The 18,041-nt window shown below is 53.7% G+C and carries 23 protein-coding genes and 1 tRNA gene; 2 read left to right on the forward strand and 22 right to left on the reverse strand.

Annotation, left to right across the window (positions count from 1 at the left end):
* The first annotated feature begins 25 nt into the window (after positions 1–25).
* The gene (locus tag FCS97_RS00645) at positions 26–628 is read left to right on the forward strand and encodes a UbiX family flavin prenyltransferase (RefSeq protein ID WP_138515666.1); all 603 of its coding nucleotides are present in this window, start codon (positions 26–28) and stop codon (positions 626–628) included.
* Here FCS97_RS00645 and FCS97_RS00650 read toward each other — a convergent pair whose 3' ends face one another.
* The 8 genes from FCS97_RS00650 to FCS97_RS00685 all read right to left on the reverse strand — a co-directional run bounded on the left by FCS97_RS00650 (position 629) and on the right by FCS97_RS00685 (position 7,056).
* Complete coding sequence (locus FCS97_RS00650; RefSeq protein ID WP_138515671.1) at positions 629–1,495, reverse strand: class I SAM-dependent methyltransferase; 867 nt, start codon at positions 1,493–1,495, stop codon at positions 629–631.
* Positions 1,496–2,128: 633 nt separating this feature from the next.
* Positions 2,129–2,204 (reverse strand) — tRNA-Thr (locus tag FCS97_RS00655).
* A gap of 14 nt (positions 2,205–2,218) precedes the next feature.
* Positions 2,219–2,761 carry a ClpXP protease specificity-enhancing factor gene (locus tag FCS97_RS00660; RefSeq protein WP_171035108.1) on the reverse strand — a complete coding sequence of 181 codons (543 nt, stop codon included), beginning with the start codon at positions 2,759–2,761 and terminating at the stop codon, positions 2,219–2,221.
* 37 nt (positions 2,762–2,798) lie between these two features.
* The gene (locus FCS97_RS00665) at positions 2,799–3,401 is read right to left on the reverse strand and encodes a glutathione S-transferase N-terminal domain-containing protein (RefSeq protein WP_138515675.1); all 603 of its coding nucleotides are present in this window, start codon (positions 3,399–3,401) and stop codon (positions 2,799–2,801) included.
* 75 nt (positions 3,402–3,476) lie between these two features.
* A complete protein-coding gene (locus FCS97_RS00670; protein ID WP_138515677.1) occupies positions 3,477–4,235 on the reverse strand; it encodes a cytochrome c1 in 759 nt (252 codons plus the stop codon).
* A gap of 26 nt (positions 4,236–4,261) precedes the next feature.
* A complete protein-coding gene (locus FCS97_RS00675) occupies positions 4,262–5,527 on the reverse strand; it encodes a cytochrome b (protein ID WP_138515679.1) in 1,266 nt (421 codons plus the stop codon).
* A 25-nt stretch (positions 5,528–5,552) separates the two neighbouring features.
* Positions 5,553–6,158: a ubiquinol-cytochrome c reductase iron-sulfur subunit gene (petA, locus tag FCS97_RS00680; protein ID WP_138515681.1), complete on the reverse strand. Its 606-nt coding sequence runs from the start codon at positions 6,156–6,158 to the stop codon at positions 5,553–5,555.
* 145 nt (positions 6,159–6,303) lie between these two features.
* On the reverse strand, positions 6,304–7,056 hold the full coding sequence (locus tag FCS97_RS00685; RefSeq protein ID WP_138515683.1) for a Nif3-like dinuclear metal center hexameric protein: 753 nt from the start codon (positions 7,054–7,056) through the stop codon (positions 6,304–6,306).
* 32 nt (positions 7,057–7,088) lie between these two features.
* Between FCS97_RS00685 and FCS97_RS00690 the strand changes: the two genes are divergently transcribed.
* Positions 7,089–8,243: a S1C family serine protease gene (locus FCS97_RS00690; RefSeq protein WP_138515685.1), complete on the forward strand. Its 1,155-nt coding sequence runs from the start codon at positions 7,089–7,091 to the stop codon at positions 8,241–8,243.
* Positions 8,244–8,266: 23 nt separating this feature from the next.
* Here FCS97_RS00690 and tatC read toward each other — a convergent pair whose 3' ends face one another.
* Genes tatC through murA form a run of 14 tightly spaced genes read right to left on the reverse strand, consistent with a single transcriptional unit; the run spans position 8,267 to position 18,038 of the window.
* Positions 8,267–9,004, reverse strand: coding sequence for a twin-arginine translocase subunit TatC (gene tatC, locus FCS97_RS00695; protein WP_138515687.1), 738 nt, complete (start codon positions 9,002–9,004; stop codon positions 8,267–8,269).
* 15 nt (positions 9,005–9,019) lie between these two features.
* On the reverse strand, positions 9,020–9,445 hold the full coding sequence (gene tatB / locus FCS97_RS00700; RefSeq protein WP_138515689.1) for a Sec-independent protein translocase protein TatB: 426 nt from the start codon (positions 9,443–9,445) through the stop codon (positions 9,020–9,022).
* 24 nt (positions 9,446–9,469) lie between these two features.
* Positions 9,470–9,706 carry a Sec-independent protein translocase subunit TatA gene (gene tatA / locus FCS97_RS00705; RefSeq protein ID WP_138515691.1) on the reverse strand — a complete coding sequence of 79 codons (237 nt, stop codon included), beginning with the start codon at positions 9,704–9,706 and terminating at the stop codon, positions 9,470–9,472.
* Positions 9,707–9,742: 36 nt separating this feature from the next.
* Complete coding sequence (locus tag FCS97_RS00710) at positions 9,743–10,099, reverse strand: histidine triad nucleotide-binding protein (protein WP_138515693.1); 357 nt, start codon at positions 10,097–10,099, stop codon at positions 9,743–9,745.
* Positions 10,096–10,431, reverse strand: a complete 336-nt coding sequence (locus tag FCS97_RS00715) for a phosphoribosyl-ATP diphosphatase (RefSeq protein WP_138515695.1) — start codon at positions 10,429–10,431, stop codon at positions 10,096–10,098. The genes FCS97_RS00710 and FCS97_RS00715 overlap by 4 nt, the downstream gene beginning before the upstream one ends.
* 13 nt (positions 10,432–10,444) lie before the next feature.
* Positions 10,445–10,870: a phosphoribosyl-AMP cyclohydrolase gene (hisI, locus tag FCS97_RS00720; RefSeq protein WP_138515697.1), complete on the reverse strand. Its 426-nt coding sequence runs from the start codon at positions 10,868–10,870 to the stop codon at positions 10,445–10,447.
* Between the two features lie 12 nt (positions 10,871–10,882).
* A complete protein-coding gene (gene hisF, locus FCS97_RS00725) occupies positions 10,883–11,647 on the reverse strand; it encodes an imidazole glycerol phosphate synthase subunit HisF (RefSeq protein WP_138515699.1) in 765 nt (254 codons plus the stop codon).
* Positions 11,647–12,396, reverse strand: a complete 750-nt coding sequence (gene hisA / locus FCS97_RS00730; protein ID WP_138515702.1) for a 1-(5-phosphoribosyl)-5-[(5-phosphoribosylamino)methylideneamino]imidazole-4-carboxamide isomerase — start codon at positions 12,394–12,396, stop codon at positions 11,647–11,649. Before hisA ends, hisF begins: the two co-directional genes overlap by 1 nt.
* Positions 12,397–12,449: 53 nt before the next feature.
* Complete coding sequence (gene hisH, locus FCS97_RS00735) at positions 12,450–13,082, reverse strand: imidazole glycerol phosphate synthase subunit HisH (protein WP_281283824.1); 633 nt, start codon at positions 13,080–13,082, stop codon at positions 12,450–12,452.
* Entirely contained in the window at positions 13,079–13,666 is a 588-nt protein-coding gene (hisB, locus tag FCS97_RS00740; protein WP_171035109.1) for an imidazoleglycerol-phosphate dehydratase HisB, read from the reverse strand. Before hisB ends, hisH begins: the two co-directional genes overlap by 4 nt.
* A 14-nt stretch (positions 13,667–13,680) precedes the next feature.
* Entirely contained in the window at positions 13,681–14,781 is a 1,101-nt protein-coding gene (gene hisC, locus FCS97_RS00745; RefSeq protein ID WP_138515704.1) for a histidinol-phosphate transaminase, read from the reverse strand.
* A 7-nt stretch (positions 14,782–14,788) separates the two neighbouring features.
* Positions 14,789–16,111: a histidinol dehydrogenase gene (gene hisD / locus FCS97_RS00750; protein WP_138515706.1), complete on the reverse strand. Its 1,323-nt coding sequence runs from the start codon at positions 16,109–16,111 to the stop codon at positions 14,789–14,791.
* A 20-nt stretch (positions 16,112–16,131) separates the two neighbouring features.
* Positions 16,132–16,785 (reverse strand): ATP phosphoribosyltransferase, encoded by a 654-nt coding sequence (gene hisG, locus FCS97_RS00755; protein WP_138515707.1) that lies wholly within the window; start codon positions 16,783–16,785, stop codon positions 16,132–16,134.
* A complete protein-coding gene (murA, locus tag FCS97_RS00760) occupies positions 16,782–18,038 on the reverse strand; it encodes a UDP-N-acetylglucosamine 1-carboxyvinyltransferase (protein WP_138515709.1) in 1,257 nt (418 codons plus the stop codon). Before murA ends, hisG begins: the two co-directional genes overlap by 4 nt.
* Positions 18,039–18,041: the final 3 nt, after the last annotated feature.

Consider the following 18,041-nt stretch of genomic DNA (forward strand, 5'->3'; position numbering starts at 1 on the left):
TGCGGCCATTTCCAGGCACCTTATCTTGAGCAGCACCCTTCCCACCCAGTTCAAACAATCCATCACCGTGGCCATTACCGGTGCCAGTGGTGCTTTGTATGGCTTGAAAATTCTCGACCTGCTGCGCGCCCGCGGCGACACGGAAGTTCATTTGGTGGTGTCGTCTTCCGGCTGGCTCACACTGGCCAGCGAAAGCGATTTGAGCAAAGAAGAAATCGAAGCCAAAGCCCATGTGGTGCACTCGCCCAAGCAAGTGGGCAACTGCATCGCCAGTGGTTCCTATCCGTCCATGGGCATGGTCATTGCGCCCTGCTCCATGCACACCCTGGCTGCCGTGGCACACGGCCTGTCGAACAATTTGATTACACGCGCAGCCGATGTGGTGCTGAAAGAACGCCGCCGCCTGGTATTGTTGCCTCGCGAAACACCGCTGAACCTGGCCCACCTGCGCAACATGGTCAGCGTGACTGAAATGGGCGGCATTGTCATGCCACCCGTACCTGCGCTTTACCAACGCCCTGCCAGTATCGACGCCATGGTGACCGACACCGCCCAGCACGCCCTGCAACTGCTGGGTTTACCCAATGTGCAACGCACTGAATGGCAAGGCCTGAAAAACAGCGTTTAATTACGTGGGCACCTGAAAACGCTGCTGCAAACCTTCGTCTCCATCCAAACCCAATTCAGCCAGCATGTCGCGCAGCCGTTGTGCCGCCTTGGGGTTTGAACGCTGGTGCTTTTTTGCAATGATCAACTCGTTTTTCATCGAATGCTCCCACCCCACCAACTCGGTCACCGTCACTTGGTAACCATGCGCCTCCAATTGCAAGCAGCGCAACACATTCGTCAGCTGGCTTCCAAATTCGCGCGTGTGCAAGGGGTGGCGCCACATCTCAACCAAACTGGTTTTACCGAGTTGGCTCGCCTTGTTCTTGCGCAAGTACGACGCCACCTCGGCCTGGCAACATGGTACCAATGCCATAAACTTCGCCTGCTTTTTAAGGCCAAATGAAATTGCATCATCAGTCGCTGTATTACACGCATGTAGCGCCGTAACAATGTCGACTGTTTCAGGCAAATCAGGGTTATCAGTGGCCTGTGCCACAGGCAAATTAATAAACTGCATGCCTGCATCAAAGCCAAGTTGCTTGGCCAAGGTGTTCGACTTGTCCACCAACTCCTGTCGGGTTTCTACCCCTGCCACCACAGCGCCTTCTGGTGCCTGTTTGATGTAAAGGTCGTACAGAATGAATCCCAAATACGACTTGCCTGCCCCATGGTCCACCAGGTACAAACCACCGTCATTGGCTTTGCGCACCTCTTCTATCAAAGGCTCAATAAAATGGGTCAGGTGGTACACCTGCTTCAGTTTTCTTCTGCTGTCTTGGTTAATGCCACCTTCGCGCGTCACAATGTGCAGCGCCTTCAGCAGTTCAACTGACTGACCTGGCTTTAGCTCAAGTGTATCGAGGGGGTTCTTTTTGGGTTTGGGCATCGCTGTGGGCTGCTGCGGTGAATACAATGCGCACAGTGTAAAGGGTTTAAGCATGATCGGCTTGGGTTGTTGCTCACTCAACTGCTGGTTAAATGCCCCAACCGGCTTGGGTTTCAATCTCTCGCCTGAAAACCTGTCTATCCCTTGCTGAGCCTTTCGATGCCTGAGAACGACCCTCCTAAAAAGCGGGTCGGGTGCGTTCTCTGTCGCCCATGCTGGGCAACACCGGCCCTGCTCGGCACGCAAGGGCAGGTTTTCTTGAAGGCGAGGCGATCGAAACACCGCCGCCGATTGGGCGGTGAACCCTGCGGTGACTCAGGAGCTGAACTTGCAAGTGGTCGCACGATGACCAGTCAGAAAACTTGCCGGCTTGACGCGCCGAGACTAGCGATCGCGCCTTGGCGCGAAAGCCAAGACCCGACCGTTACTTTTGGAGGGCTTGGCTTAGTGCAGGCTCAAGCTGACAAGCCGATATGCCAAGTTTTCGGGCAGCGGCGACCCTTCAAGTTCGGCGAAAAAGTCGCCAATGAGATTCGAAACAAGTAACCCACGCCGAGTTGACAAGAGATCCGAATGTGGCACATTCAAAACAAAAACAGACTAGGATGATTTCCCGAGATACCGGGAGAAGAATGGTGCCGCTTGTCGGATTCGAACTGACGACCTACCGCTTACAAGGCGGTTGCTCTACCAACTGAGCTAAAGCGGCACTTAAGAGAAGCGCTATTTTACTCGAGTCAGATGATTTTTTTTCTTCTGCCCGGGTTTTTTTGGTGTTTTTTCATCAGATTTCTCTGATTTAGCCACAGACAATGGCTGAGAGTCCTCTGACGCACCCGAGACAGAACGCAAACCCGCCGGTTTGTCATCCAGATCGGTTGAAACAGGTTCATCGTCCTCATCAAGAACAAACTGAACCGCCTCGTTTCCGTCACCCTCAATCTCGGCCAATGGCTTGAGCACTTCAAATGCCATGCCGTGGCCGTTCTCACGGGCATAAATTGCACTGATTTGTTCAATCGGGACAAAAATTTCGCGAACAACACCGCCGAAGCGGGCTTCGAATTCAATCGCAGTGTTACCCAAGTTCAATTTGTTGGTGGCCAAGGGAGAGGTGTTCAACACAATCTCCCCGGCTTTCACAAACTCTTTGGGCACTTGGGTTTTCTCATTCACAGCCACGGCAAGGTAAGGCGTGTAGCCGTTGTCGACGCACCATTCATGAATGGCTCGGATCAAATATGGCTTTGTGGATACTTCAGTCACTGCTTTTCCCTCGACGTTTCTGGACAACCACCCAAAATCAACGACGCATCACCTTCTCGGAAGGGGTCAACGCATCAATGAATGCAGGCTTGGCAAAAATACGCTCAGCGTACTTCATCAGTGGCGCAGCCGACTTCGGCAGTTCAATGCCGTAATGTTCCAAACGCCACAACAAAGGGGCCAGCGCAACATCCAGCATAGAAAACTCTTCGCCCAACATGTATTTGCTTTTCAGGAACACAGGTGCCAACTGGGTCAGTTGCTCACGAATGGCCGACTTGGCTTTGTCCATTGCCTTCGGGTTGCCCGCTTTTTCCAGCACGCTAACATGTTGAAACAATTCACGCTCAAAATTGAACAGGAACAAGCGGGTGCGCGCACGCATCACTGGGTCTGCCGGCATCAACTGGGGATGCGGGAAACGCTCGTCAATGTATTCGTTGATGATATTTGATTCGTACAAAATCAAATCGCGCTCGACCAGAATTGGAACCTGGCTATAGGGGTTCATCACACTGATGTCATCAGGCCGATTGAACAAGTCAATGTCCTTGATCTCGAAATCCATGCCTTTTTCATGCAAAACGAACCGGCAACGCTGAGAAAACGGGCAGGTCGTTCCAGAGTAAAGAACCATCATAATGTTGTCATCCCAAAACAAAAAATGGCCGGGGCGAGCAAACACCCCAGCCTGTACATGATTAAGCCAAAAAGCTTACTTGATGTCTTTCCAGTAAGCGGCGTTCAAGCGCCACGCAAAAATGGTAAACACGCCGAAGAACAACAGCACAATAACGCCCAACTTGAAACGGTCTTCGCGCACTGGTTCAGCCATAAACACCAGGAAACTGGTGAGGTCGGCCATCGCCTGATCGTATTCCACCTGGGTCATGGTGCCTGGCTTTGTCATTTCAAAGCCAACAAACTGCTTGACTGTGCCTTCCTTGCCGTAGCCTGCGGGCACTTCTTCGTACTTGGCCACTTGTTCACCCTGCAGTTCCCACAACACATGCGGCATACCCACGTTCGGGAAAGCCATGTTGTTCCAGCCCGTGGGCTTGGAAGGGTCGCGGTAGTAGGTGCGCAAGTAGGTGTAGATGTAATCAGCACCGGGACCGTTGGCCGAAGCACGTGAACGTGCAATCAGCGACAAATCGGGAGGTGCCGCACCAAACCACTTCTTGGCATCCTTGGGATCCATAGCAATGGTCATGGTGTCGCCCACGTTGTCGGTGGCAAACATCAGGTTTTCCTTGATCTGCTCATCGGTCAAACCGATATCGCGCAGGCGGTTGTAACGCATGCTTTCTGCAGAGTGGCAATTCAAACAGTAGTTGGAGAACAACTTGGCGCCGCGCTGAAGCGCAGCCAGGTCGTTCGTCAAGTCAGGCGCCTTGTCCAGTGGGTAATTACTGCCCGCACCGAAAACCAGTGAAGGAACAAGCGCCAACAATGCCAGTATTTTTTTCATCATTTAATCCTTGTCTTGTCCAGTCAGGCTCAGTGCGGTTGAAACACAACACGGTCAGGCACGGGCTTGAAAGTGCCCAGCTTTGACCACCATGGCATGGCCAGGAAGAACAGGAAGTAATACAGGGTACCGATCTGTGACACGATTTGACCAATGTCTGATGGTGGCTTCACACCCAGGTAACCCAAGACGATGAAGTTGATCACGAACACAGCGTAAATCCACTTGTGCAACGCTGGGCGATAACGGATTGACTTCACTGGGCTCTTGTCCAGCCATGGCAGGAAGAACAGAATTACCACCGCGCCACCCATGGCCACCACACCCCAGAACTTGGCATCCAGACCCAGGAACGGGAATGTAATTGCACGCAGAATGGAATAGAACGGTGTGAAGTACCAGACAGGCGCAATGTGCGCTGGTGTCTTCAATGGGTCTGCCGGAATAAAGTTGTTGTACTCCAGGAAGTAACCACCCATTTCAGGCGCGAAGAACACAATGGCTGAAAACACCATCAGGAACACGCCCACACCCAGAATGTCGTGCACGGTGTAGTAGGGGTGGAAAGGAATGCCGTCCAAGGGCTTGCCGTTGGCGTCCTTCTTTTCCTTGATTTCAACACCATCGGGGTTGTTTGAACCCACTTCGTGCAAGGCCACCAGGTGTGCAGCCACCAAGCCCAGCAATACCAGCGGGATTGCGATCACGTGGAATGAGAAGAAACGGTTCAGGGTTGCGTCGGACACCACATAGTCACCGCGAATCCAGATGGCCAAATCAGGGCCAATCACAGGAATGGCAGAGAACAGGTTCACGATCACCTGTGCGCCCCAGTAGCTCATTTGACCCCATGGCAGCAAATAACCAAAGAAAGCCTCAGCCATCAGGCACAGGAAAATGGCAACACCGAAAATCCAGATCAATTCACGGGGTTTGCGATAAGAACCATACAACAGGCCACGCATCATGTGCAGGTAAACCACCACGAAGAACATGGAAGCGCCTGTAGAGTGCATGTAACGCACCAGCCAGCCCCAAGGCACATCGCGCATGATGTACTCAACAGACTGGAATGCCTTGGCCGCATCGGGTTTGTAATGCATGACCAGGAAAATGCCGGTCACAATCTGGATGACCAACACCAGCAAAGCCAGCGAGCCAAAGAAGTACCAGAAGTTGAAGTTTTTGGGCGCATAGTACTCGGACAAATGCGCTTTGTAGGTCGAGGTCAGGGGAAAGCGCTGGTCAATCCAGCCCAACACACCCGTTGTTTCGACTTTTTTGTCTGCCGCCATAATTACTACTCCTCGCTCTCAGATGTCAGGCGTTGTTCTCGTCTACACCGATCAACAACTTGGTGTCTGACAAATATTTGTGGGGGGGCACTTCCAGATTGTCCGGAGCGGGCTTGCCGGCGTACACGCGGCCAGCCAGGTCAAATGTTGAACCGTGACAGGGGCAGAAGAAACCACCTTGCCAGTCATCGGGAAGGCTTGGCTGGGGGCCAGGTTCAAAACGGGCAGAAGGTGAGCAGCCCAGGTGCGAACAAATGCCTACAGCCACCAGGTATTCAGGCTTGATGGAGCGGTGAATGTTGCGCGCGTATTCGGGGGTCAACTGGTCGGGGCTACGCTCGGAATTGGGATCAGCCAGCTGATCATTCAACTTGGGCAGCGCTTCAACAGCCTCGGTGTCACGACGAACAACCCAAACAGGCTTGCCACGCCACTCGACAGTTTTCATGTCGCCGGGCTGCATGCCGGAAATATCAAGCTCAACGGGCGCACCGGCTGCTTTCGCGCGCTCGGAAGGTGCCATTGAGGTTAGAAACGCGCCACCAGTTGCCGCAGCCGCTACACCACCCGCTGCGCCGCAAGCGATCATCCATACGCGACGTTCTTTGTCTACAGGTTGATTATTGCTCATCAAAATAACCCCGAAAGTAAAATCCAGTGATCCATGCAACCGGAGATTGTACCCCACCAAGCTTAAAACTAGGAACAGTTTTAGGGAGATTTTCCATCAAATGCTGAATGTACGGAAACTTTAGCAGCCATACATTAGAAAACATCTAAACTGCCACAAACAAATCCCGGAACATCACTTCGATGCCATAACGCTGCGCAATCCATTCGCCCAAGGCTTTCACACCACACCGTTCTGTGGCGTGGTGGCCCGCCCCCAACAGGCTGACATTGCATTCGCGGGCCACATGCACTGCGGGCTCGGACAGTTCACCGGTCAGGTACAGGTCTGCCCCCTGCAAAGCGGCCTCCTCCACATAGCCAGGCGCACCGCCAGTACACCAGGCCACGGTATCGACCAACCGTTCCGGGTCGTTGTTTCCCTCAACTTGAACACGGTGCCCAAGCACTGTACCCACCTGCTTTACCAAATCACCCAAAGGCACAGGCTGCACCAGTTCGCCCACATGAATCAACCCTTTCTCGCCGGCCACGCGGGTACTGGGCCAACCCAGCATTTTTCCCAGCTGGGCGTTGTTGCCAAGCTCTGGGTGTTTGTCCAGCGGCAAATGATATGCAAATACATTGAGATCATGGGCCAAGGCCAATTGCAGCCGCTCTTTTCGAAAACCGGTGATCACTTGCGGATCACCTTTCCACATCAAGCCATGGTGCACCAAAACCGCGTCCGCATTCAATTCAACTGCCAGTTCAAGTAGCGCCTTGGATGCAGTCACCCCCGTCAATAGCCGTTGGATCTGGGGCCTGCCTTCCAACTGAAGGCCATTTGGGCAATAATCTGACATGCGAGCCTGATCCAGCAATTCCCGCAAATCATGTTCCAGTACATTCCGATCCACTGAAGCCAACGGCGCACCCCCACACTCTTGATATGTTGAAAAAACTCTGGCTGACCTTTGCACAGGCTCTCACCGTACTTCTTGCATTGTATTTCATCACTGAAGTGCTGCGCCCAGAGTGGGTACCCAACTGGCTGCAAAAGCCGGCCCATCAAACCGCCCAACCCGAAGGCGTGGCCGGCTACAGGCTAGCGGTGGACAAAGCCATGCCTGCTGTGGTGAATATTTTCACCAGCAAGCGCGCCAACAACATGCCCAAACACCCGTTCTTCGAAGACCCGGAAATCCGGAAGTTTTTCGGAGATGAACTTGAGGAACAATTCGAGGAGCAAGAACAGGCGTCCAGCCTCGGTTCTGGCGTGATCGTCAACAGTGACGGGCTGATTGTGACCAACCAGCACGTGGTAGAGGCCGCCGATGAAATTGAGGTCAGCCTGAACGACGGACGTACCACCAAAGCCGAACTGGTGGGCACCGACCCGGAAACCGACCTGGCCGTGCTTCGCATCAAGCTTGACAAGCTGCCCAGCCTGAAATTCGCGGCGGAGGAAACTGTGCGGGTAGGCGACGTGGTGCTGGCCATGGGCAACCCCTTCGGTGTTGGGCAAACCGTGACCATGGGTATTGTAAGTGCACTGGGTCGCAACCATGTGGGCATCAATACTTTCGAAAACTTCATTCAAACCGATGCGGCCATTAACCCCGGCAACTCCGGTGGCGCGCTTGTGGACACTGCAGGCAATCTGCTGGGCATCAACACCGCCATTTACAGCCGTTCCGGTGGCTCGTTGGGCATCGGCTTTGCCATTCCGGCCAAAACCGTCCAAGGGGTGCTGAACCAGATTGTGCGCACCGGCACGGTGACCCGTGGTTACATTGGTGTAGAACAACAAAACATCACTGAAGAACTGGCTTCAGCGTTCGACCTTCCACAAAAAGATGGCGTGATCATCGCTGGCATTGTGAAAGACGGCCCCGCCGACAAAGCGGGCCTGAAGGTAGGCGATATTTTGTTGAAGCTGGATGACAAAAACATCACCGACACCACCCAGATGCTCAATCAAATTGCGGCTTACGCGCCTGGCGAGAAGAAATCGGTGGAATTGCTGCGAGATGGCAAACAAGAAACCGTGACAATTGAAATTGGCGTGCGCCCAAAACCTGGCGACTTCCTGAAGCGGCCTTGACAAACCAAGGCCGGCGAAATCGATTATTCCAGAATTTGTTGCCGCTGCTTGCCGATTACTTTGGCAAACAAAATACCCACTTCGTACAAAATACAAATGGGTATGGCCAGGAATAGCTGGGACATCACATCGGGCGGAGTCACAATTGCGGCAATCACAAACGCACCCACGATCACATAGCCTCGAATTTCCGCAAGCTTTTCAACCGTTACCACACCCAGATAAACCAGCACCACCACCACAATCGGCACCTCGAAAGTCATGCCGAACGCCATGAACATCGTCAACACAAAACTCATGTAAGCCTCAATGTCAGGAGCTGGCGTAATGCTTTGCGGCGCAAAATCGTTGATGAAGGCAAACACTTTTCCGAACACAATGAAGTGACAAAAAGCGATGCCCAACAAGAAGAGCACAGTGCTTGAAAAAATAATGGGCAGGGCCATTTTCTTTTCATGCTGGTACAGGCCAGGCGCAATAAAAGCCCAGGCCTGATAAAGCAGTACCGGCAAGGAAATGACAAATGCAACCATGGCGGTCAACTTGACTGGCACCATAAAAGGCGTAACCACACCAGTGGCAATCATCTTGGTGCCCTCGGGCAAAGCGCTTTGAATGGGAAGGGCCAACAAATCAAAAATGTAAGCTGCACCTGGATAGGCCATCAATGCCACAAAGATGATCAAAAAACCAACCACAGCACGCAATAGACGATCGCGCAATTCGACGAGGTGGCTGACAAAGTTTTCTTGCTGACTCATTACCCATGCACCTTGTTATTTGGCCTCAACCTTGGGGGAAGGCCCCACGGTTTGCTCTGGCGCTGGATCTTCCGCCTTGGGCGAAGACTGTGTTGTGGATGCAGCAGCAGGCGTGGTCGCTGGCTTGCTGCTCTCAAGCTCGGCGATATCATCTTCGATTGACTTGACGGATTTGTTCAAATCCGCCTCGGTGTCCCGAAGCGTGGTTTGTACATCACCTTCAACCTTGCGGGCTGCGGTCTGCATTTCTGCCTGCAGCTTGCGCAGTTCGTCAATTTCCATTTCCCGATTGATTTCAGACTTCACATCACTCACGTAACGTTGAGCCTTACCCAACAAATGACCAACGGTTTTGGCCACTTTGGGAAGTTTTTCTGGACCTATCACCAACAGCGCGATCACTGCGATGATAAGCATTTCCGAGAAAGCAATGTCGAACATGCTGCGCGCCGCAAATAGGGAAAATTAGCTGGAAGATTTCTCTTTGGCTTCAACATCGATGGTGTCGGACTTCTTGGCATTCCCATCGGCCAGTTTCGCGGCGTTTTGCTCGCCTTCCGAACCACCCTCTTTCATGCCGTCTTTGAAACCCTTCACTGCGCCACCCAAATCGGATCCGATGTTGCGCAATTTCTTGGTGCCAAACACCAACATCACGATAACCAGCACAATCACCCAGTGCCAAATGCTAAATGAACCCATGACTTACTCCTGATATGTTTTTCGTGTCTCGTTGCGTTACAAGGCTGGCATGCCGAGCATCACACCCAATGGTTTGTCACCACCAAGAATGTGCACATGAATATGATACACCTCTTGGCAGCCTACCCTTCCAGTGTTCACAATGGTTCGAAAACCATCATGACACCCTTCTTGCTTGGCCAATTGCCCGGCAATGGTCATTATTTTTCCCATCACAGGAATGTCTTCTTCAGTGGCATCGGCCAGCGTGGGAATGTGCTTTTTCGGAATAATCAGAAAATGCACTGGCGCAGCTGGCTTGATGTCGTGAAACGCGAGGATATCCTCGTCTTCATATACTTTTCTGCTAGGGATTTCCCCAGCGATGATTTTGCAAAAGATGCAATCGCTCATTTTCTGTTCGCCTTTTCAACCAAACCCGACAAGCCCATGCGGCGATCCAGTTCCGCCAACACATCGGCAGCAGTCAAACCATGCCAGCCCAGCAGCACCAAACTGTGAAACCACAGATCAGCAGTTTCAGCGACCACTTTGCTGGGGTCTTGATCTTTGGACGCCATCACCAGCTCGCAAGACTCTTCACCAATCTTCTTGAGGATTGCATCTTGTCCCTTGTGGTGCAACTTCGCCACATACGATTGCTCAGGGTTGCCCTGCTTGCGCGCCTCAAGCACCTGCGTCAAACGCTCGAGCAAATCTCCAGACGCTTTTTCAAGGTCAGCCATGCCTGTCCATTCCTTATTTTTTGCCGTACATGTCAGAAGGGTCTTTCAGTACCGGGTCTTTTGCAACCCATTTGGGCCTTTCGCCCTGCACACCTTCCAGCGCATAGTAAAAGCAGCTTTCACGGCCCGTGTGGCAGGCAATTCCGCCGACCTGTTCCACCATGAGCACCAGCACATCGCCATCGCAGTCCAGGCGAATTTCTTTCACCTTCTGCTGGTTGCCCGATTCTTCACCTTTGTGCCACAGTTTACCGCGCGAACGTGAAAAATACGTTGCAAAACCGGTGCTGGCCGTAATTTCAAGGGCCTCTCGATTCATCCAGGCGACCATCAGCACGCGCTTGCTGAGGTGGTCTTGTGCAACCACATTCACCAAACCCTTGTCATCGAAACTGACGCTGTCCAGCCAGTTCTCCGTGATCACAACATCTTTGCTCATTGACTGGCCCCCTCAGAGCCGAACTGTAATGCCAGCCTTGGCCATGTGGGCCTTGGCCTGCTGCACCGTGTACTCACCGTAGTGAAAGATGCTGGCCGCCAGCACTGCACTGGCTTTGCCTTTGATGACCCCATCCACCAAATGGTCAAGATTGCCCACGCCACCACTGGCAATGACAGGAATAGTGACCGCATCCGACACGGCGCGTGTCAATTCAAGATTGAATCCAATCTTTGTGCCGTCGCGGTCCATGCTGGTCAACAACAACTCGCCTGCGCCCAAAGCCTGCATTTTGCGCGCCCATTCAACGGCATCGATCCCTGTGGGCTTTCGGCCACCGTGGGTATACACCTCCCAGCCGGGTTCGCCATTGCTTTTTGCCTTGGCATCAATGGCCACCACGATGCATTGCGAACCGTACTTGGTCGCCGCTTCGCCCACCAACTCAGGATTGGTTACTGCAGAGGTGTTGATGCTGATTTTGTCGGCACCTGCATTCAGCAAACGGCGCACATCTTCCACCTTGCGCACACCGCCACCCACAGTCAGGGGAATGAACACCTGACTGGCCACGGCTTCGATCACATGCAGAATCAGGTCGCGATCATCGGATGATGCGGTGATATCAAGAAAAGTCAGTTCGTCAGCGCCCTGCTCATCGTAGCGACGCGCAATTTCAACCGGGTCGCCTGCATCACGCAGTTCCACAAAATTGACGCCCTTGACCACCCGGCCTGCGGTTACATCCAGGCAGGGAATAATGCGGCTTGCAAGCATTAGTAAGACTTTCCGTTCAATTCATCGGCCAGGGCCTGGCCTTTTGCGAAATCCAGTGTGCCTTCGTAGATGGAACGCCCACAAATGGCGCCCATCACACCTTCGTGCTCCACCTCGCACAGCTGCTTCACATCATCAAGGTTGGTGATACCGCCACTGGCAATCACCGGTATGGTCAATGCATTGGCCAAGCGCACGGTGGCTTCAATGTTCACACCACCCAACATGCCATCTCGACCAATGTCAGTGTAAATAATGGCCTCTACCCCATAGCCTTCGTATTTCTTGGCCAGGTCAACCACATCATGGCCGGAAATTTTGCTCCAGCCGTCGGTGGCCACTTTGCCGTCTTTGGCATCCAGACCCACAATAATTTGCCCGGGAAATGCGCCGCAAGCATCGTGCAGAAAGCCTGGGTTTTTCACCGCAGCCGTGCCGATGATTACATAGCTCAGGCCATCGTCCAGATAACGCTCAATGGTGTCGAGGTCGCGAATGCCACCGCCCAATTGCACCGGAATGGCACCACCCACAGCATCCAGAATGTCAATGATGACGCCTTCGTTCACGGGTTTGCCCGCAATCGCGCCATTCAAATCGACCAGGTGCAAGCGGCGCGCGCCACTTTCAACCCATTTCATGGCCATTTCGACCGGGTCTGCCGAGAAAATGGTGGCATCGTCCATATTGCCTTGCTTCAGGCGAACACACTGACCGTCTTTCAGGTCGATTGCTGGAATGAGTAACATGAGACTGTGTTGTTAACTATTCAAGTGGGTGGAAAAAATTAATCTGTAAAAACTCAGGGGTTCCATCTTAAAAAGTTGGAATACAGCCTTAGGCCGTCTTCCGCACTTTTTTCAGGATGAAACTGTGTTGCAAAGATGTTATCCCGTGCAATGGCACAGGTAAAGCGCACGCCGTAGTCTGTTTCGCCCGCAACGTGTTCTGGATTCACTGGGTTGACGTGGTAACTGTGCACAAAATAGAACCATGCGCCATTTTCAATGCCCGACCACATGGGGTGTTTTGTGCGCTGATTGACCTGGTTCCAGCCCATGTGGGGCACCTTCAGGCCGCACTCCACGGTCAAGCGGGCGTCGAACTTCACCACATCGCCCGGGAACAGGGAAAGGCATTCGGCGGGCCCTTCAGCGCTGCGTTCCATCATCATTTGCTCGCCAACGCACACGCCGAACATCGGTTTTGATTCAGCGGCACGGTACACGGCTTCCATCAAACCCGATTCCCGAAGCGCTTTCATGCAATCGGGCATGGCACCCTGACCTGGCAACACAACGCGACTGGCCCTGTCGATTACGGTGGGGTCATCGGTGATCTGGATTTCCTGATTTTCAAGCTTTACATGCTGCAAGGCCTGGGCCACCGAACGCAGGTTGCCCATGCCGTAATCAACAACGGCAACTAGACTCACAAAGCACCTTTGGTACTGGGAATGGCACCCTGTTGACGTTCGTCAATGGCCACCGCCATGCGCAGCGCACGACCAAAAGCCTTGAACACGGTTTCACACTGGTGGTGGGAATTCACGCCCTTCAGGTTGTCGATGTGCAAGGTGCACAAGGCGTGGTTGACGAAGCCCTGGAAAAACTCGAACACCAAGTCGACATCAAACGCACCAATGCTGGCACGCGTGAAGGGAATGTCCTGGTGCAAACCGGGGCGACCGGAAAGGTCGATCACCACGCGCGACAAGGCTTCGTCCAGCGGCACATAGCTGTGACCGTAACGCACAATCCCCTTCTTGTCGCCCAAGGCTTTGGTGAATGCCATGCCCAGCGTAATGCCTGTGTCTTCAACGGTGTGGTGGGCGTCGATGTGCAGGTCACCCTTGGCCACAATGTGAAGGTCGAACAGTCCGTGGCGCGAAATTTGTTCCAGCATGTGGTCCAAAAACGGCACACCGGTGTCAAGGTGACGTTCGCCTGTGCCGTCCAGATTGATTTTCACGGTGATCTGGGTTTCCAGGGTATTGCGGGTAACTTCTGCGGTTCTCATGATTGTCTAAAAAGTTATGCGGCCTTGGCGGCCACTTCGTCGATGGATTGTTGCACAGCCACCAAAAACTGCTGATTCTCTTGCGCTGTGCTCACGGTAACGCGCAAGCAGTTTTGCAACAAGGGGTGGGCCTTGCCCACGTACTTCACCAAGATACCCTTGTTTTTCAGGGCGTCAAAGACTTCAAGCGCATTCGGGACGCGGAAAAGCACAAAATTGGCGTAAGAATCAAACACTTCAACGTCGCCATTGGGTGTTTTCAGGTTTTTCAATGCTTCAGTCAGCACATCGCGCTGATCGCGCAGCAGCTTGGCCTGTACTTCAAACGCGTCGAAATGTTCCAGCGCAAACTGCACGGCAATGCGTGTCAGCACATTCACGTTGTAAGGCGGTCGCACTTTGTCGATTTGCTCAACCCAGGCAGGGCTGGCCACGGCGTAGCCCAATCGGGCACCGGCCAGGCCCAGCTTGGAGAAAGTGCGCAGCACCAACACATTTGGAAACTCAAGCACCCGGGCCATGAACGATGCATCGGCAAAAGCCTCGTAGGCTTCATCCACCACCACCAAGCCTGGCGTGGCTTCAATGATTTGCACAATTTCAGCTTCGCGCAGCGCCACACCTGTGGGGTTGTTGGGGTAGGCCAAGAACACCACTTTGGGCTGGTTGGTGGCAATGGCTTTCAACATGGCAGGCATGTTGAGGCTGAAATCAGCATTCAGGTCGATACCCACAAAACGTGCGTGGCTCCATTGGCTGTACACCGCATACATCACAAAGGTGGGTACTGGCGACAACACCGCATCGCCGGGCATGCAGCAAGCGCGAATAATGAGGTCGATCAACTCGTCTGAGCCATTGCCAAACAGCACATGTGCCGCTTTGGGAATGGCAGTGCAGGCGCGCAAGGCTGCTTCGAGTTCCAGCGCTTTGGGTGCGGGGTAACGGTTTAACTCGGCAGTTTTTAACTGCTGCGCAAGTTCATCCAGCAAGTCTGCAGGCATGCCTTGCGGATTTTCCATGGCATCCAGTTTCAACATGCCGGCAGACGGGGCGACCACGTAGGCTTGCGTGGCCTGCACATCGGCACGAATGGTTTTTTGAAGAAGGCTCATGGCGTACTCAGTCTGCCTTTTTAAATTTTGGGCCGACGCGGTACTCGGCTGAACGGGCGTGTGCTGGCAAACCTTCGCCATAAGCCAATTCAGCGGCGACCTCGCCCAATGTGCTGGCGCCCTCGCGGCTGGCAAAAATAATGCTGCTGCGTTTCTGGAAATCGTACACACCCAAAGGTGAACTGAAGCGCGCAGTGCCGGCTGTGGGCAGCACGTGGTTGGGGCCTGCACAGTAATCGCCCAGCGACTCGCTGCTGTAAGGGCCCATGAAAATGGCACCCGCGTGGCGCAATTTTCCAACCCAGGCATCAGGGTTTTGCACACTCAACTCCAGGTGTTCAGGTGCAATCTGGTTGCTCAGCTCGCAGGCTTCGTCCATGTCGCGTACCTGAATCAGGGCACCGCGATTTTTAAGCGACGTGGCAATGACGGTGGCGCGGGGCATGGTGTCCATCAGGCGCTTGATGCTGGCCTGCACATTGTCCAGGAATTCTTTGCTGGGACTCAACAAAATGGATTGCGCCATTTCATCGTGCTCAGCCTGGCTGAACAAGTCCATGGCGATCCAGTCGGCATTCGTGCTGCCATCGCAAATCACCAGAATTTCAGAGGGGCCTGCAATCATGTCAATGCCCACCGCGCCAAACACGCGGCGCTTCGCTTCAGCCACATAGGCATTGCCAGGGCCCACAATTTTGTCCACGCGCGGCACTGTTTGAGTGCCATAAGCCAATGCGGCCACAGCTTGCGCCCCACCAATGGTGAACACACGGTCTACGCCTGCCAGGTGGGCTGCTGCCAACACCATTTGGTTTTTCACGCCACTGGGCGTGGGCACCACCATGATCACTTCTTTCACGCCCGCCACTTTGGCAGGCACTGCATTCATGAGCACTGAAGACGGATACGCCGCTTTGCCACCGGGCACATACAGGCCCGCACGGTCCAGGGGTGTTACACGCTGGCCCAACCGGGTGCCATCCGACTCAGTGAATTCCCAGCTTTCTGCAACCTGGCGCTCGTGAAAGGCACGCACCCGCAGGGCAGCCACTTTCAAAGCCTCGCGCTGGGCAGAAACGAGCGTATCGAAAGCATGCTTCAGTTCGTCTTGCCCAATTTCAAGCTCGGCGGCGCTTTCAGCCTTTACACGATCAAACTTTTCGGTGAATTCAAGCAGGGCTTCATCACCACGCTTGCGCACTGCATGAATGATGTCGGCCACTGCGCCTTCCACATGGGGATCGCGTTGTTCTTCATAGGCGAGCAATGCACGAAACTGCTCGGCAAAGTTGGCATCTTCTGTAGACAATCGACGAATTTGGGAAGACATTTTTTACTACCTTTTAAATTTCACGCAACTACATTGTTACCCGCAACTGCTTGGGTGAACACGTCCAGAATTGGCTGCAAAGCCTCGTACTTCATTTTCAATGCCGCCTGGTTCACCACCAAACGGGAGGAGATTTCGCAAATTTCCTCAACCTCGACCAGTTTGTTGGCACGCAACGTTGAACCGGTGCTGACCAAATCGACAATGGCGTCGGCCAGGCCCACCAGCGGTGCCAGTTCCATGGAACCGTACAACTTGATCAAATCCACATGCACACCGCGATTGGCGAAGTGCTCGCGCGCACTGTTCACGTACTTGGTGGCAATGCGCAAACGGGCACCCTGCTTTACGGCACTGGCGTAATCAAAGCCCTCGGGAGCAGCCACACACAGGCGGCACTTGGCAATGTTCAAATCCAGTGGTTGGTACAGGCCGGCACCAGAATGCTCGATCAACACGTCCTTTCCAGCCACACCCAGATCGGCCGCACCGTGCTGAACATAGGTGGGTACATCCGTAGCGCGCACAATGATGATTTGTACATCGGCACGGTTGGTACCAATAATCAGCTTGCGCGATTTCTCAGGATCTTCAGACGGCACAATGCCCGCTTTTTCCAGCAAGGGCAGTGTTTCTTCAAAAATGCGTCCCTTGGACAGGGCCAATGTAATCATTCTGCGACTCGCCTCACATCTGCGCCCAGTTTGCGCAGCTTCTCTTCCATTTTGTCATACCCACGGTCCAGGTGATAAATGCGGTCTATCCGCGTTTCATCACTGGCCGCAAGCCCTGCAATCACCAGACCAGCAGAGGCGCGCAGGTCGGTCGCCATTACAGTGGCGCCGTCCAGGCGTTCAACGCCCTTGATAATCGCCGTGTGGCCTTCGATTTCAATGTTGGCACCCAAGCGCACCATTTCCTGAACGTGCATGAAGCGGTTCTCGAAAATAGTTTCATTCACCACCGCTGTACCCTCGGCCACACAATTCACGGCCATTAACTGGGCCTGCATGTCGGTGGCAAAGCCGGGGAAAGGGGCAGTGCGCGCACCCACGGCCTTGGGGCGTGTGTTCATGCTGGCGTGAATTTTTGTGCCATCCACCTCGATTTTCACACCCGCTGTACGCAACTTTTCAATGGTCGCGTCCATGCTGTCGGCATCGGTGTTGTTCAGGGTGATGTTGCCACCACACGCGGCCACGGCGCACAGGAAAGTACCCGCCTCAATGCGATCGGGCATCACTTGATATTCGCAGCCATTCAGCTTTTCTACGCCATGCACGGTAATGGTGTCGGTGCCAATGCCTTCAATTTTTGCACCCATTTTTACGAGCATTTTAGCCAGGTCGACCACTTCGGGTTCACGGGCTGCGTTCTCAATAATGGTGGTGCCTTCAGCCAAAGCGGCCGCCATCATCAGGTTCTCGGTACCGGTCACCGTGACCATGTCAGTCACAATGCGTGCGCCTTTCAAGCGCTTCGCTTTGGCGTGAATGTAACCTTTCTCGATTGTAATTTCTGCACCCATGGCCTGCAGGCCTTTGATGTGCTGGTCGACCGGGCGTTGGCCGATGGCGCAACCGCCGGGCAAACTTACGCTGGCTTCACCAAAGCGGGCCACCAAGGGGCCGAGCACCAGAATACTGGCACGCATGGTTTTCACCAGATCGTAGCTGGCGATGGGTTCGGAAATTTCTTCGGCACGCAAGGCCAACTGGTTCTCGCCGTGCCAAAAACACTGAACGCCCATGGAGCCCAGCAAGCGCAGACAGGTGTTGATGTCGCGCAGGCGCGGCACATTGGTAATGGTGACCGGCTCGGCGGTCAACAAACTGGCACACAGAATGGGCAAAGCCGCATTCTTTGCGCCAGAAATTGACACTTCTCCGTGAAGCGGCTTTCCGCCACGAACCAAAAATGAATCCATCGA

This window comes from Limnobacter alexandrii, assembly GCF_005871185.1.
Lineage (GTDB): Bacteria > Pseudomonadota > Gammaproteobacteria > Burkholderiales > Burkholderiaceae_B > Limnobacter > Limnobacter alexandrii.

Excerpts from the sequence above, each read along its gene's own strand:
- hisA (WP_138515702.1), bottom strand. The coding sequence starts at position 12,396 with ATGTTACTCATTCCAGCAATCGACCTGAAAGACGGTCAGTGTGTTCGC.
- hisI (WP_138515697.1), bottom strand. The coding sequence starts at position 10,870 with ATGAGCAAAGATGTTGTGATCACGGAGAACTGGCTGGACAGCGTCAGT.
- FCS97_RS00715 (WP_138515695.1), bottom strand. The coding sequence starts at position 10,431 with ATGGCTGACCTTGAAAAAGCGTCTGGAGATTTGCTCGAGCGTTTGACG.
- hisG (WP_138515707.1), bottom strand. The coding sequence starts at position 16,785 with ATGATTACATTGGCCCTGTCCAAGGGACGCATTTTTGAAGAAACACTG.
- FCS97_RS00710 (WP_138515693.1), bottom strand. The coding sequence starts at position 10,099 with ATGAGCGATTGCATCTTTTGCAAAATCATCGCTGGGGAAATCCCTAGC.
- petA (WP_138515681.1), bottom strand. The coding sequence starts at position 6,158 with ATGAGCAATAATCAACCTGTAGACAAAGAACGTCGCGTATGGATGATC.
- hisC (WP_138515704.1), bottom strand. The coding sequence starts at position 14,781 with ATGAGCCTTCTTCAAAAAACCATTCGTGCCGATGTGCAGGCCACGCAA.
- tatB (WP_138515689.1), bottom strand. The coding sequence starts at position 9,445 with ATGTTCGACATTGCTTTCTCGGAAATGCTTATCATCGCAGTGATCGCG.
- FCS97_RS00665 (WP_138515675.1), bottom strand. The coding sequence starts at position 3,401 with ATGATGGTTCTTTACTCTGGAACGACCTGCCCGTTTTCTCAGCGTTGC.
- FCS97_RS00650 (WP_138515671.1), bottom strand. The coding sequence starts at position 1,495 with ATGCCCAAACCCAAAAAGAACCCCCTCGATACACTTGAGCTAAAGCCA.
- FCS97_RS00675 (WP_138515679.1), bottom strand. The coding sequence starts at position 5,527 with ATGGCGGCAGACAAAAAAGTCGAAACAACGGGTGTGTTGGGCTGGATT.
- tatA (WP_138515691.1), bottom strand. The coding sequence starts at position 9,706 with ATGGGTTCATTTAGCATTTGGCACTGGGTGATTGTGCTGGTTATCGTG.
- FCS97_RS00690 (WP_138515685.1), top strand. The coding sequence starts at position 7,089 with ATGTTGAAAAAACTCTGGCTGACCTTTGCACAGGCTCTCACCGTACTT.
- hisD (WP_138515706.1), bottom strand. The coding sequence starts at position 16,111 with ATGTCTTCCCAAATTCGTCGATTGTCTACAGAAGATGCCAACTTTGCC.
- FCS97_RS00670 (WP_138515677.1), bottom strand. The coding sequence starts at position 4,235 with ATGATGAAAAAAATACTGGCATTGTTGGCGCTTGTTCCTTCACTGGTT.
- hisB (WP_171035109.1), bottom strand. The coding sequence starts at position 13,666 with ATGAGAACCGCAGAAGTTACCCGCAATACCCTGGAAACCCAGATCACC.
- murA (WP_138515709.1), bottom strand. The coding sequence starts at position 18,038 with ATGGATTCATTTTTGGTTCGTGGCGGAAAGCCGCTTCACGGAGAAGTG.
- hisF (WP_138515699.1), bottom strand. The coding sequence starts at position 11,647 with ATGCTTGCAAGCCGCATTATTCCCTGCCTGGATGTAACCGCAGGCCGG.
- tatC (WP_138515687.1), bottom strand. The coding sequence starts at position 9,004 with ATGAGTCAGCAAGAAAACTTTGTCAGCCACCTCGTCGAATTGCGCGAT.